The organism is Yoonia sp. KMU-150 (assembly GCF_056858355.1).
On sequence record NZ_JBXEQF010000001.1, the window covers coordinates 1,645,222 to 1,657,524 of the forward strand.

Here is a 12,303-nt window from a genome sequence, read left to right on the forward strand (position 1 = left end):
AGAGTATTTGTGGCAAGATAATGCAAGAGTCGCGCGTCAGACCGCGACACCCGCGCCATCGGCGGCAAGGCCGACAGTCTGGCGGAACACCTCGAAAAGCTCCCGGCCCACACCGTTGCCGTTCCCGGTCAGGTCGGCATCCGCCACCTCGCGGCTGTCCAGATCGACGCCCAGCACGTCGATGGTGCCTTTCGTGGCGTCCAATCTCACGATGTCGCCGTCGCGCAGTTTCGCCAGCGGCCCGCCGTCGGCGGCTTCGGGGCAGACGTGGATGGCGCTCGGCACCTTGCCCGACGCGCCGGACATGCGGCCATCGGTGACAAGCGCCACCTTGAGACCGCGATCCTGCAGCACGGCAAGCGTGGGGGTGAGCGAATGCAGTTCCGGCATACCGTTGGATTTCGGCCCCTGGAACCGCACCACAATGATCGCATCCTCGGTGAATTCACCAGCCTTGAAGGCGTTCTTCACCGCTTCCTGCGTGTGGAAGATGCGGGCGGAAGCCTCGACGATGTGGCGTTCCTCGGCCACGGCGGAGGTCTTGATCACGCCGCGACCCAGATTACCGGACAGCTGCGTGAGACCGCCGTGCGCGTGGAACGGGTTGTCGACCGGGCGCAGGATCTTGTCGTTCAAGGTTTCGCGGGTGCCCGGGCCATAGGCCACACGCCCGTCCTGCAGTTTCGGTTCCTGCGTGTAGCGTTCCAGCCCGTCGCCTGCGACCGTCACCGTATCGTCGTGCAACAGGCCTGCGTTCAGCAGTTCGCCGATCATGTAGCCCAGACCACCCGCGGCGTGAAAATGGTTCACGTCGGCCAGCCCGTTGGGATAGACCTTGGCCATCAGCGGCACGGCCTCTGATATGTCGGAGAAATCCTCGAGGTCCAGGATCACGCCCGCTGCCCGCGCCATGGCGGGCAGGTGGATGACAAGGTTCGTGGACCCGCCCGTGGCCATCAGCCCGACAAGCCCGTTCACGAAGGTGCGTTCGTCCAGGATGTCGCTGACGGGCCGGAAATCGTTGCCGAGTGCGGTGATTTCCAGCGCGCGTTCGGTGCCCGCCACCGTCAGCGCGTCGCGCAGCGGTGTGCCGGGGTTGATGAAGGAGGCACCAGGCAGGTGCATCCCCATGAACTCCATCAGCATCTGGTTGGTGTTGGCGGTGCCGTAGAAGGTACAGGTGCCGGGGCCGTGGTAGGAGGCCATCTCGGCCTCCATCAGCTTGTCGCGGCCGACCTCGCCTGTGGCGAACTGCTGGCGGACCTTGGCCTTCTGGTCGTTGGGCAGGCCGCTGACCATCGGCCCGGCGGGCAGGAAGACCGAGGGGATATAGCCGAAGGTCGCGGCGGCGATGATCAGGCCCGGCACGATCTTGTCGCAGACTCCCAGATAGACGGCGGCGTCGAAGACGTTGTGCGACAGGCCGACGCCTGCGGCCATGGCGATCACGTCGCGCGAGAAGAGCGACAGTTCCATGCCTGTCTGGCCTTGCGTCACGCCATCGCACATGGCAGGCACACCGCCTGCGACCTGTGCCGTCGCGCCGACAGCGCGGGCGGCTTCGCGGATCAGGGCGGGGTAGGTCTCGAACGGCTGATGCGCCGACAGCATGTCGTTGTAGGCGGTGATGATGCCAAGGTTGGGCGCGCGCCCTGCGGCCAGTGTGTCCTTGTCCTGCCCCATGGCGGCGAAAGCGTGAGCCTGGTTGCCACAGGTCATATGGGCGCGGCGCGGCCCTTCGGCGGCGGCGGCGGCCATCCGGTCGAGATACTGGCGGCGCGGTCCTTCGGAACGGGCGCGGATGCGGTCGGTGACTTCGGCGATTTTCGGGTGCAATGCCATGATCTGGGACCTCTGATCTGAAGTATCGGGCTTTGGGCGCGGAGTAGCATGTTGCGTTAGCGCTAACAACCATCGAATGGTCGCGCAAGTTTCCCGCTTTGCGCCGCCTTGGCGACGCGGTAAGGACTGCGCATGAATGATAGCACAGACACACCCGCCACCGCCACCGTCCGCCTGATGCCCAAAGGCGACGCTCGCGCGATCCGCCACGGTTTCCCGTGGGTTTACGCCAACGAGCTGGTGACCGATCGGCGCACCCGCAATATGACCCCCGGAACGCTGGCGGTGCTGGAAGACGCCAACCGGACGCCGATGGGTGTGGTCGCAGTGAACCCGGCCTCGAAAATCATCTGCCGGATGCTGGACCGTGACCCGGAAGCGAAAATCGACCAGGCATGGTTTGCGGACCGTCTGCGACGCGCGCTGACGTTTCGCGCGCGGCTTTACGTCGAACCGTTCTACCGGCTGGTCCATGCCGAGGCGGACGGACTGCCCGGCGTCGTGATCGACCGGTTCGGCGACGTGGCGGTCGTGCAGCCGAACGCCGCCTGGGCCGACACGCTGATCGACCCGCTGACGGCGGCGCTGCAAGAGGTCACTGGCGTCACCACGGTGATCCTGAACGGCACCGGTCGGGCGCGTACGCTGGAAGGGCTGGACGAGGTCACGCAGGTGCTGGCCGGAACCGCGCCGACGACGCCGATCCGGACGCCGATGAATGGCGCGATCTATCTGGCGGACGTCATAGAAGGCCAGAAAACCGGTCTGTTCTTCGACCAGCGCCCGAACCACGCCTTTGCCGCATCATTGGCGAAGGGCGCCCGCGTGCTCGATGTCTTCGCCCACGTCGGCGGTTTCGGGCTGGCCGCGCTGGCAAATGGTGCGGGTTCTGTCCTTGCCGTCGACGGCTCCGCCCCCGCGCTGGCGCTGGCCGAGGGCGGCGCGCAGGCGATGGGCGTGGCCGACCGCTTCGCAACCCGCAAGGGCGACGCCTTCGCCGTCATGACCGATCTGGCCGAGGCGGGCGAAACCTTCGACCTCGTCATCTGTGACCCGCCCGCCTTTGCCCCATCGAAAAACGCGCTCGACGCCGGTCTGCGCGCCTACGAACGTGTCGCGCGGCTGGCGGCGGCTCTGGTCGCCGATGACGGTGTTCTGGGCCTGTGCTCCTGCAGCCACGCCGCCGACCTCACGAAATTCCGCAACGCCTCCGCCCGGGGGATCGGGCGGGCCGGGCGGCGCGGTCAGATCATTCATACCGGTTTCGCAGGTCCCGATCATCCGCTGCTGCCGCATCTGGCCGAAAGCGGGTACCTCAAGTCGGTGTTCTTCCGCCTGTGAGGGTCCTGATCGACGCCTGCGTGCTGTATCCCACCGTCATGCGCGAGATCGTGCTGGGTTGCGCCGCGCAGGGCCTGTTCGCGGCGCGGTGGTCCGACCGCATCCTTGAGGAATGGGCCCGCGCCACGCGCAAGCTGGGGCCGGAGGCCGAGACCTTCGCCCGCGGCGAGATCGCGCGACTGTCTCTCGGCTTCCCCGATGCGGTCGTGCCCGTTCCTGACGGGTTGTCGCGCCGCCTCTGGCTGCCGGACCTGGATGACGTTCACGTGCTGGCCGCTGCGGTCGCGGGGTCGGCGGATGCGATCCTGACCCTGAATACAAGGGATTTTCCCCGCAATATTCTGGCCGAGGAAGGCATTGCACGGGACACTCCCGACCTGTTTCTGACCCGGCTGCTGGCGGCTACACCCGATACCGTGACTGCGGTTGCGCAGGATGTGCTGTCGCAGGCGCAAGCCCTGTCGGGCACCGATTGGACAATGCGCGGGCTGATGAAAAAGGCGCGTCTGCCCCGGCTGGGCAAGGCGCTGGCGGTGTCTGAGTCCCGCGACTGAAATCGCTGTGCCGCCGGGTTTGCGGCGGTGGATTAACATAGATTATACGCACCCTCCATTTTTCGAAGTCGTGCGGAACTTCGCGAGGGTTGACCTGTTTACCTGCCAGAGCGCCGGCAAAGACGTGCGGCGCACAAAAAGACAGGAGTTCAGTATGAAAAATCTGCTAGCGACAACTGCCACCGCCCTCGTGATGGGCACTGCCGCCTTTGCCGATGGGCATACAGCGGTATTCTCTGACAGCACATTCGACAGCGCCGCTGAAGTGCGTGCGTCCAACTTCATCGGCATGCGTGTCTATGCGACCGAGGCCGAGCTGGGCGAAACCGTCGAGGCGGGTGCCGAGACCGAATGGGACGACATCGGTGAAATCAACGACGTGATCCTGACCCGCGAAGGTGACGTGCAGAATGTCATCGTCGGCGTGGGTGGTTTCCTTGGTATCGGTGAAAAGGACGTCGCCGTCGCGATGGACCAGATTCGTTTCGTGACCCAAGGCGAAGACGCCGGTGATTTCTTTCTGGTGATCAGCGCCAACGCCGCAGGTCTTGAAGAGGCACCGGCCTACGCGGTGAACACCGACGCGATGGAAGCTGACGTGGAAGAGGCGATGGCCGAGACCGAAGAAGCGACTGAGGAGGCAGCCGCCGCCACGGAAGAAGCTGCTGCTGAGGCCGCCGCCGAAACCGAGGAAGCCGCAGCCGAAATGGAGGCCGAAGCCGAAGCGATGGCCGACACTTCGATCACCGATGCGGAAGCCGACGTGATGGAGACCGAGAACGCCGCCGAAGGCCGGGCCATGCTGACGCCGCCGACGATCGAGCGTGACGGCTACCAGACCATCGAGGTTTCTGCCCTGACGGCGGACGACCTGACCGGTGCGCGCGTCTACGGCCCCGGTGACGAGGACGTGGGCGAGATCAGCGAACTGCTGCTCAACGATGACGGCTCGATGGACCGCGCAGTGATCGACGTGGGTGGTTTCCTGGGCATCGGCGAACGTCCGGTGGCCGTGACCTTCGACGAGTTGCAGATCACACGCTCCGACGATGGTGACGTGCGCATCTACATCGACAGCTCGCAAGAGGCGCTGGAAAACCAGCCCGAATACGAAGGCTGATTGCCTTTGCCGGTTCCGGTGGCCCAACCCACCGGAACATTCGGCCGGGCTTCGGTCTGCCGAATGGATACGGGGTCGGCAATTTCTGCCGGCCCCGTATCATTTTTGCCGTATCGCTTTATGATGGAGGCAGACGGTGGGCTATCGCTGCGGGCCGGTCCCTGACCATTTGATCTCGTTGCGCTCGATCGCGGCGATCCGCTCCCGCGTTTTCGGGTGGCTCAGCAGCCAGGCCGGCTGTGCCGTACCCCGCGCGCCGGTCAGCTTTTCCAGCTTCTGGAACAACGTCTTCTGCGGTCCCGTACCGATCCCCGCCTTGACCAGCAGCGCGCTGGCATAGGCGTCGGCCTCGTATTCATCGGAGCGCGACAGGCGTGCGGCCAGCAGCGTCATCAACCCGTTGGCGATCAGCATCCCGATGCCGGGCAGAAACCGGTTCAGGATCATCGCCAGTGCCGTGCGCATCGCGTTCTGCCCCGAAAAGTCGATCATCCGGCGGCGCGAATGCCCCAGCGCCACATGGCCAAGCTCGTGTGCGATGACGGAGGCCAATTCCGCAGCCGTCACCTGACCCTGCCGGTAGCGATCGAAAAACCCGCGGGTGATGAAGATACGCCCGTCGGGCGCGGCCAGCCCGTTCACCGGCTCGATCTCGTAAATGGAAACCTTGATCCGCGGCAGGTCGAGCGCCGCCGCCATCTGCCGCGTCATGTCGAGCAGGATCGGGTCGGTCAGATCGGTGGATTTCGCGTCCAGTTCCTTCGTCGTGCGCCAGACGGAAAAGCGATACATCGCGTAACCGTAAAGGACAGCGAGAAGGATGGGGGTGAAGCGGAGCATGGATCAGATATGGGACGCCCGTGACCCGTTGCAAGAAAAGACTGTGGCGCAGCGCACCCTGGGGAAGCCGGAGCGGCAGAAAAATTGACTTTCGCCGAACGGGTTGGCGATACTGATGCGGTATCAGCCGAGGGGAAAACAATGCCATTCATATTTTTCGAGGAAGAAGACGAGCGCCGCATGCCGACGGTAGACGTACCGGGAACCCGGCCCGACCGGGATTCCGGCCCGATCTGGGTGCCGTTTTCCGGGAGCAACGGGTTTTCCGAGCCGATCGCGCCCTACGACGCGCCGATGGTTCTGGATCCGGTTCAGGTCAGGGGTCCGGCACCGGTGCAGGACGCCGACAATTTCGACTTCGTTCCCGGGTTTTCGGTCAGCGATGTCATCTCCTTCGGCGGGATTTATCAGGTCCAGTTGTTTTCCAACCCGGACACCTGCGGTTATTTCGATCTGGGGCCCGCCGGTCCGTCCCCCGAAGACCGCGTCGTCAACGGGGCGGATTCCATCCTCGTGACGGGGACGTCGGATGACGTGTTCGCGTTCCTGTCGTCATGGACACCGACCTCATGCGACTTTGTCGACGTCTAGCGCCCGAGCGTCAATTCGTGCCGATGACCCGGCGTGCCTCCGTGATGGCCTTGTGGTGCGCCGGTGTGCGCAACAGCCGGGTCAGGTAATCCGGGTCGCGGCGTCCGTCCCGGTAGGCGGCAAGCATCTCCGCGATGGTCAGTCGTTCCCCGTCGTAGGGGATATGTCTGGCGGAAAGACCGGTCGCGACATGGCCTGTCGACAGCACGCGTGCATAGGCGCCGGGCCGTCCGGCCGCAAGAAACTGCCTGATCGCCTGCGCATCGCCGATATGAGCCTGATATGTCGCGCAGGGAATGCGCGGTGCGGTGACCTGCAAGTCGACGTCGCCGACGATGATCCTGTCACCGATACAAAGCGTCGCCGACTCCAGTCCTGACAACAGCAGGTTCTCGCCGAAGAATCCCGGTGGTAAATTGCGTTTCATCCGATTGGACCACCAGTCCAGATCGGGCTTTCCGAAAAGATAGACCGCCTGATCCACACCGCCATGATGCGCAAGATCGCAAATCGTGTCGCCCGCAAGACCCAGCGGACCGATGGCGACCGGTCCATCCACAGGGGCTTTGAAGTGACCGGTTTCGGCAACGTCGGGTTTCGCCGGGTTCGGGCTGGGCTTTGATGCGATCATGACCGCCTGAACGTGCATTACCGTCACCCTACCGTCCCAGCACCTTCATTCCCTGCTGCAACCCTGCCAGCGTCATCGGCACCATGCGGTCCGCGCCGAAGATCTGGCGGATCATGCCGATGGACTGCGTATAGGGCCAGTATTTCTCGGGCAGGGGGTTGAGCCACAGGTGGCCTGGCCACTGATCGCGGGCGCGGGTTAGCCAGACCTCGCCGGACTCCGCATTCCAGTGTTCGTTGGCCCCGCCGGCAAAGGCCACTTCATAGGGGGACATGCTGGCGTCCCCCACGAAGATGCATTTGTAGTCGGGCCCATAGGTGCGCAGGATGTCGTGCGTCGGCGTCTGCGCGTCCCACCGCCTGCGGTTGTCGCGCCAGACGCCTTCGTAAAGGCAGTTGTGGAAATAGAAATGCTCCAGCTGGCGGAATTCCGATTTCGCGGCGCTGAACAGTTCTTCGACGACTTTCACATGCGGGTCCATCGACCCCCCGACGTCAAGAAACAGCAGCACCTTCACCGCATTGCGTCGTTCCGGTCGGGTTTTCACATCCAGATAGCCATGTTCAGCCGTGGCGCGGATCGTGCCGGGCAGGTCGAATTCCTCTGCCGCACCGTCGCGCGCCCAGTTGCGCAGGCGTTTCAGCGCAACCTTGATGTTGCGCGTGCCCAGTTCCACGCTGTCGTCCAGATTGCGGAACTCGCGCTTGTCCCAGACCTTCACCGCGCGCTGGTGGCGGCTTTCGTTCTGCCCGATCCGCACGCCCTCGGGGTTGTAGCCGTATGCGCCGAAAGGGGAGGTGCCTGCCGTGCCGACCCATTTGTTGCCGCCCTGATGGCGGCCCTTTTGTTCCTCAAGCCGCTTTTTCAGCGTCTCCATCAGTTTGTCGAAGCCGCCGAGCGCCTCTATCTCGGCCTTTTCCGCCTCTGTCAGATGCTTTTCGGCCATTTTCGCCAGCCATTCGGCGGGGATATCGACCGCGTTCAGCACGGCCTCTGCCGGGATCGACTCCAGCCCCTCGAACGTCGCGGCGAAGGCGCGGTCGTAACGGTCGATATGTCGCTCGTCCTTGACCATGATGGTCCGGCCCAGAAAATAGAACGCCTCGATGTCATAGGTCGCGAGACCCGCCTTCATGCCCTCCAGAAACGCCAGAAACTCGCGCAGCGACACCGGAACCTTTGCGCGGCGCAGGTTGTCGAAAAAGGGCAGGAACATGGGCTCAGGTATAGCTGCGTTCGATGAAAACCAGCACGAACAACCCGATCACACCGAAGATCATCGCGTTGACCGCTGCCCATTGCAGCACGTCCAGCGTCTTGCCGCCGCGCGCCTTGGCCCGGAACCCGCCGAACAGCGCGCCGAAAAGAATACCAGCCAGCGGATAGATCATGGGCGTCGTCCTGCGGTGTGACCCGCCGGAGCGGGGCCTAGAATGGGCGCAGGGCCGCGATTTCGTTCAACCGGGCCTGCACGTTGGCGTCAGAGCCAAAGCCGTAGCGCGCCCAACCCAGACTGTCCAGACGCATGGCCTCTGCCGCGACGTTGTTGCCCATCAGGTCGAGCGCCTCGGCCTGAAACATCATCAGGGTCGACAGCAAGGCTGCGTTCTGGTGGCGTTCGGCGACCGGGATCGCGGCGTCCGTGATCCGCAGCACAGCTTCGCCGTCACCGGCGGCCAGCGCGAATGCGGCCTGCTGCACGGCGATGTGCGCGGCGTGGATCAGCGTGTCGGGGCTGCGGCGGTAGGCACGTTCGGCGGCGTTGAAACTGGCCAGCGCGACTTCGGAGTTGTGACCGACCTGCAGGCGGCCATAGGCGTAGTGGGCGAACCCTTCGCGCGCACCGGTCCAGCCGAAGGCGCGGCCCATGGCGATGGCCCGTTCGGCGGCGGCGCGGCGGGCAAAGGGCGACGATCCGTCCGCCAGCGCCGTTTCCATCGCGTCGATCCAGTCGCGCGAGGTGTCGGGGGCCGGGTCGGGCGAGGCGCGCTGCCCACGCGGGTTCAGCCGCGCCAGCAGGTCGGGCAGCCGTTCGGCCACCTGCCGCCGGGTCATGCCGTTGCGCAGGCTGGGCGAATAATACATCCGCAGGATCAGCATGTCGAAACCGGTCAGCACGGTATGGATATTGTCGTCGTTGAAGACGGAATCCGGCAGACGGTAGAGGTCGTTCAGCGGCCCCAGCGCCTGCGCCAGTTCCTCGTGCAGGCAGTCGCGGATTTCCTGTGGCGCGACATCGGCGGGCACGAAGATCGTGGCGCGGTCGCGGGTCGTCAGCGTGGTCCAGTCCACCTGCCGGGTGCGGCGCGCGATGGTGAAATCGGCCCAGCTGGAAATCCGCGGCACCACGAAACAGGCCGCACGCGGCACCGCCTGTTGCAGCACCGCACGCGGCACGGCCTCGACCGTGATCTGGGCATCGGGGCTGTCGTTATAGGTGATGTCCAGCCCGGCCTCGTTGCGCAACCGGCCCATCAGGGCCTGCAGGTCGGCGACGAGCGTCGGGCTGATCTGGCCTGTGGCGCGCACCGCGATCGGCCCCTCGAAACGGGTCAGATGCGGGATCTCCCGCCCGCTTTCCATACGGAAGGCAAGATCGAGGAAATCCTGCGCGATTTCGCGATTAGGGCGATTGGGTGCGCTGACCTGACCGGCCGTGAAGCTGCGGATCGCGGGCAGGGCGGTCTGGAACCCGGCGGCCCGACTGGCGACGGTCTGGCCCGAGGTCGCCCCCTCGGGCGACGGCGCGCAGGAGGCCACGAAACATAAGGCGAATGCAGCGAGCCGGTTCATGCCGCCACCCGCTGATACTTGATGAAATCTGTCTTCCGGGCGATGCGGTCGTAAAGCAGCCGGGCGGTGTGGTTGTCGTCCTGCGTCAGCCAGTAGACGGTGGGGATACCCGCCTGATCCGCCGCATCGTAAACCGCCTCGATCAGCGCACGGCCCACGCCCGTGCCCCGTGCGGCGGGGGTGGCATAAAGGTCCTGCAGGTAGCAGACGTTCTCGACCTTCCAGGCGTGGCGGTGAAACAGGTAGTGGGTCAGACCGACAAGTTCACCACCCGACTCCGCCACGAGACAGGTAAAATCCTGCGGGTCGTCGCCCAGCAGGCGGGCGAAAGTCGATGTATAGACGGCATCGGCGACGGTCGCGCCGTAAAATTCCAGATAGGCGGTCCACAGTCCGCGCCATGCGACCGCGTCGGTCGGGCGTAGCGGACGAATGATGACCGGCATTTTTGCCTTGGTCACGTTGTGCTCTCCTCATTCGCGTCAGCCGAACCTGCCAGTCGACTGCGGCCCCTCTTGGACATGAATGCGGCAATTGCGCGATCATGCGGGGTGGGGGCAGGGGCGAGTTAAGCCCGCTGCCCCAGTTTCTGGCACGTCCTATTTCGGCGCAATCGGGGATTGCAGGCACGCGTTGCACGAAAGACTCACGTTCTTAGTGGGTTAGATAAGGCGATCCGCAAGATGTTGATTTCACCGCACCCATGCGCGCGTGACCGCTTATTTTTTTGGACCATGCCCCGGGCAATCCGTGATATGCAGGTGCCGCTACGTCAGGTTGGGGAGACGACGATGAAATTTCACAAGCAAGGCGCATGGGCCGCCGGGGTTCTGGCCGTTCTGGCCGGGTGCGGCGGAACGACTGTGACGCAACAGATCGTGACACCGCCGCCGTCCGTGACAGGTGGCAATCTCGATTTTACCTACGATCCAGGCACGGCTCAGCTGTCGTTCCGGTCGGGCAGCAGCGTGGTATACAGTGGGGCCGCCTTCGATACGCAGGCCGGGGCCACCATCCGCCAGACCCAGCGCGTGCTGGAGCTTGGTCAGCCGGGGCAACCGGCACCGCCCAATCCGCAGTTCACGATCTATTCCATCGCCAATCAGCCGGGTGCGACAGCCGTGATCGCGGCGACCCACAAACACGCGCCCTCGCGCGCAGGCGTGGCCCTCGTGCGGCAAAACGCGCCGACGTCATTGCCGACGCAATTGACCGCCACTTTCCGCGGCCCCTATGTCGGCAGCCTGGACCGGACCGTGGCGGGCCGTCAGACCGTGGTGGGCCTGCTGGAAGGCGACGCGACGCTGCGGGCCAGCCTGACCGACGACACGGTCAACGGCACTATCGCCAACAGGCAGTTGCTGCCCAATGACATCGGTGGGCCGCTCCAGCCCCCCGCGACCATCGCCGACGCCCGGATCAGCGGTGTCATCAACCGCAGCGCGGCCAGTTTCGAGGCGACGGTCACAGGCGGGCAGATCACCTTGCCCAGCGGGGGCACCACCGGAACGCAGGGAGAATCGACCGGGCTGTTCGCCGGGTTACAGGCCGATGTCGCTGTCGGCAGCATCGTGATGCGGCATACCGATCCGGGCAATGCGCCGATCACGGAACGCGGCGTCTTTGCGGTGGGCAGCACGCCGGTGGCCGATCCGTTCACGGTGCCGCAATCGCGGATCGTGCTGGGTGCGGCAGCGGACTGATCCTGTCAGCGCCCGCCGCGCGCCATGAACGCCAGCCGTTCGAACAGATGCACGTCCTGTTCGTTTTTCAGCAGTGCTCCATGCAGTTTGGGCAGTGCGTTCGCCCCGTCGCGTTTCAGGTCGGCGGCGGTCAGATCCTCTGCCAGCAGAAGCTTCAGCCAGTCCAGCACCTCTGACGTCGACGGCTTTTTCTTCAGCCCCTGCGTGTCGCGGATTTCGTAGAACTGGGTGAGCGCGGCCGTCAGCAGGCTGTCCTTGATGCCCGGATGATGCACGGCGACGATCCGGCGCAGCGTGTCCTCGTCCGGGAAGCGGATGAAGTGGAAAAAGCAGCGGCGCAGAAAGGCGTCGGGCAGTTCCTTTTCGTTGTTCGACGTGATGATGACGATGGGGCGATGCACGGCACGGACTGTTTCGCCGGTCTCGTAAACATGGAATTCCATCCGGTCGAGTTCCTGCAACAGATCGTTGGGAAACTCGATATCCGCCTTGTCGATCTCGTCGATCAGCAGCACCACCTTGCCATCGGCGGCGAATGCCTCCCACAGCTTGCCGCGGCGGATGTAGTTGGCCACGTCATGCACCCGCTCCTCGCCCAATTGGCTGTCACGCAACCGGCTGACGGCATCGTATTCGTAAAGGCCCTGTTGCGCCTTGGTCGTGGATTTCACGTGCCATTCGATCATCGGCAAACCCAGCGCCGCGCTCACCTGGCGGGCCAGTTCCGTCTTGCCCGTGCCCGGCTCGCCCTTGACCAGCAGGGGCCGTTCCAGCGTGACGGCGGCGTTGACCGCCATCTTCAGATCGTCGGTGGCGATATAGCTGTCGGTGCCTGTGAATTGCATGCTGTTCGTCCCTTCGTTGCGCGCGGACACTAGCAACATTCAC

The 12,303-nt window shown here is 64.6% G+C and carries 13 protein-coding genes; 5 read left to right on the forward strand and 8 right to left on the reverse strand.

Annotated elements, in window-relative coordinates; translation table 11 throughout:
• Nucleotides 1-36: 36 nt before the first annotated feature.
• Nucleotides 37-1,842 carry a phosphogluconate dehydratase gene (gene edd / locus AC04PH_RS08105; RefSeq protein WP_483065236.1) on the reverse strand — a complete coding sequence of 602 codons (1,806 nt, stop codon included), beginning with the start codon at nt 1,840-1,842 and terminating at the stop codon, nt 37-39.
• Nucleotides 1,843-1,974: 132 nt separating this feature from the next.
• Here edd and AC04PH_RS08110 point away from each other — a divergent pair, with 132 nt between their 5' ends.
• From AC04PH_RS08110 to AC04PH_RS08120, 3 genes are all read left to right on the forward strand, one after another.
• Nucleotides 1,975-3,183, forward strand: coding sequence for an RSP_2647 family RNA methyltransferase (locus AC04PH_RS08110; RefSeq protein WP_483065237.1), 1,209 nt, complete (start codon nt 1,975-1,977; stop codon nt 3,181-3,183).
• Nucleotides 3,180-3,737, forward strand: a complete 558-nt coding sequence (locus tag AC04PH_RS08115; protein WP_483065238.1) for an RSP_2648 family PIN domain-containing protein — start codon at nt 3,180-3,182, stop codon at nt 3,735-3,737. Before AC04PH_RS08110 ends, AC04PH_RS08115 begins: the two co-directional genes overlap by 4 nt.
• A 154-nt stretch (nt 3,738-3,891) precedes the next feature.
• Nucleotides 3,892-4,857: a PRC-barrel domain-containing protein gene (locus AC04PH_RS08120; protein ID WP_483065239.1), complete on the forward strand. Its 966-nt coding sequence runs from the start codon at nt 3,892-3,894 to the stop codon at nt 4,855-4,857.
• Nucleotides 4,858-4,998: 141 nt separating this feature from the next.
• Here AC04PH_RS08120 and AC04PH_RS08125 read toward each other — a convergent pair whose 3' ends face one another.
• A complete protein-coding gene (locus AC04PH_RS08125; RefSeq protein ID WP_483065240.1) occupies nt 4,999-5,697 on the reverse strand; it encodes a M48 family metallopeptidase in 699 nt (232 codons plus the stop codon).
• A gap of 141 nt (nt 5,698-5,838) precedes the next feature.
• Here AC04PH_RS08125 and AC04PH_RS08130 point away from each other — a divergent pair, with 141 nt between their 5' ends.
• On the forward strand, nt 5,839-6,288 hold the full coding sequence (locus tag AC04PH_RS08130) for a hypothetical protein (protein WP_483065241.1): 450 nt from the start codon (nt 5,839-5,841) through the stop codon (nt 6,286-6,288).
• A gap of 10 nt (nt 6,289-6,298) precedes the next feature.
• Here AC04PH_RS08130 and AC04PH_RS08135 read toward each other — a convergent pair whose 3' ends face one another.
• From AC04PH_RS08135 to AC04PH_RS08155, 5 genes are read right to left on the reverse strand one after another with little or no spacing between them, the layout of a single operon-like run.
• A complete protein-coding gene (locus AC04PH_RS08135) occupies nt 6,299-6,937 on the reverse strand; it encodes an MOSC domain-containing protein (protein ID WP_483065242.1) in 639 nt (212 codons plus the stop codon).
• A 10-nt stretch (nt 6,938-6,947) separates the two neighbouring features.
• On the reverse strand, nt 6,948-8,135 hold the full coding sequence (locus AC04PH_RS08140) for a vWA domain-containing protein (RefSeq protein WP_483065243.1): 1,188 nt from the start codon (nt 8,133-8,135) through the stop codon (nt 6,948-6,950).
• A 4-nt stretch (nt 8,136-8,139) separates the two neighbouring features.
• Complete coding sequence (locus AC04PH_RS08145; RefSeq protein WP_483065244.1) at nt 8,140-8,310, reverse strand: hypothetical protein; 171 nt, start codon at nt 8,308-8,310, stop codon at nt 8,140-8,142.
• Nucleotides 8,311-8,347: 37 nt separating this feature from the next.
• The gene (locus AC04PH_RS08150) at nt 8,348-9,712 is read right to left on the reverse strand and encodes a DUF2927 domain-containing protein (protein WP_483065245.1); all 1,365 of its coding nucleotides are present in this window, start codon (nt 9,710-9,712) and stop codon (nt 8,348-8,350) included.
• Nucleotides 9,709-10,158 (reverse strand): GNAT family N-acetyltransferase, encoded by a 450-nt coding sequence (locus tag AC04PH_RS08155; protein WP_483066172.1) that lies wholly within the window; start codon nt 10,156-10,158, stop codon nt 9,709-9,711. The genes AC04PH_RS08150 and AC04PH_RS08155 overlap by 4 nt, the downstream gene beginning before the upstream one ends.
• Nucleotides 10,159-10,503: 345 nt before the next feature.
• On the opposite strand from AC04PH_RS08155, the gene AC04PH_RS08160 reads away from it, so the two are divergent.
• Nucleotides 10,504-11,415 carry a hypothetical protein gene (locus AC04PH_RS08160; RefSeq protein WP_483065246.1) on the forward strand — a complete coding sequence of 304 codons (912 nt, stop codon included), beginning with the start codon at nt 10,504-10,506 and terminating at the stop codon, nt 11,413-11,415.
• Nucleotides 11,416-11,420: 5 nt separating this feature from the next.
• Here AC04PH_RS08160 and AC04PH_RS08165 read toward each other — a convergent pair whose 3' ends face one another.
• Nucleotides 11,421-12,260, reverse strand: a complete 840-nt coding sequence (locus AC04PH_RS08165; RefSeq protein WP_483065247.1) for an AAA family ATPase — start codon at nt 12,258-12,260, stop codon at nt 11,421-11,423.
• Nucleotides 12,261-12,303: the final 43 nt, after the last annotated feature.

What these genes read in the sequence shown, in the direction of transcription:
- edd (WP_483065236.1), bottom strand. Translation starts at nt 1,842, where the DNA reads ATGGCATTGCACCCGAAAATCGCCGAAGTCACCGACCGCATCCGCGCC.
- AC04PH_RS08110 (WP_483065237.1), top strand. Translation starts at nt 1,975, where the DNA reads ATGAATGATAGCACAGACACACCCGCCACCGCCACCGTCCGCCTGATG.
- AC04PH_RS08120 (WP_483065239.1), top strand. Translation starts at nt 3,892, where the DNA reads ATGAAAAATCTGCTAGCGACAACTGCCACCGCCCTCGTGATGGGCACT.
- AC04PH_RS08125 (WP_483065240.1), bottom strand. Translation starts at nt 5,697, where the DNA reads ATGCTCCGCTTCACCCCCATCCTTCTCGCTGTCCTTTACGGTTACGCG.
- AC04PH_RS08130 (WP_483065241.1), top strand. Translation starts at nt 5,839, where the DNA reads ATGCCATTCATATTTTTCGAGGAAGAAGACGAGCGCCGCATGCCGACG.
- AC04PH_RS08135 (WP_483065242.1), bottom strand. Translation starts at nt 6,937, where the DNA reads ATGCACGTTCAGGCGGTCATGATCGCATCAAAGCCCAGCCCGAACCCG.
- AC04PH_RS08140 (WP_483065243.1), bottom strand. Translation starts at nt 8,135, where the DNA reads ATGTTCCTGCCCTTTTTCGACAACCTGCGCCGCGCAAAGGTTCCGGTG.
- AC04PH_RS08145 (WP_483065244.1), bottom strand. Translation starts at nt 8,310, where the DNA reads ATGATCTATCCGCTGGCTGGTATTCTTTTCGGCGCGCTGTTCGGCGGG.
- AC04PH_RS08150 (WP_483065245.1), bottom strand. Translation starts at nt 9,712, where the DNA reads ATGAACCGGCTCGCTGCATTCGCCTTATGTTTCGTGGCCTCCTGCGCG.
- AC04PH_RS08155 (WP_483066172.1), bottom strand. Translation starts at nt 10,158, where the DNA reads ATGCCGGTCATCATTCGTCCGCTACGCCCGACCGACGCGGTCGCATGG.
- AC04PH_RS08160 (WP_483065246.1), top strand. Translation starts at nt 10,504, where the DNA reads ATGAAATTTCACAAGCAAGGCGCATGGGCCGCCGGGGTTCTGGCCGTT.
- AC04PH_RS08165 (WP_483065247.1), bottom strand. Translation starts at nt 12,260, where the DNA reads ATGCAATTCACAGGCACCGACAGCTATATCGCCACCGACGATCTGAAG.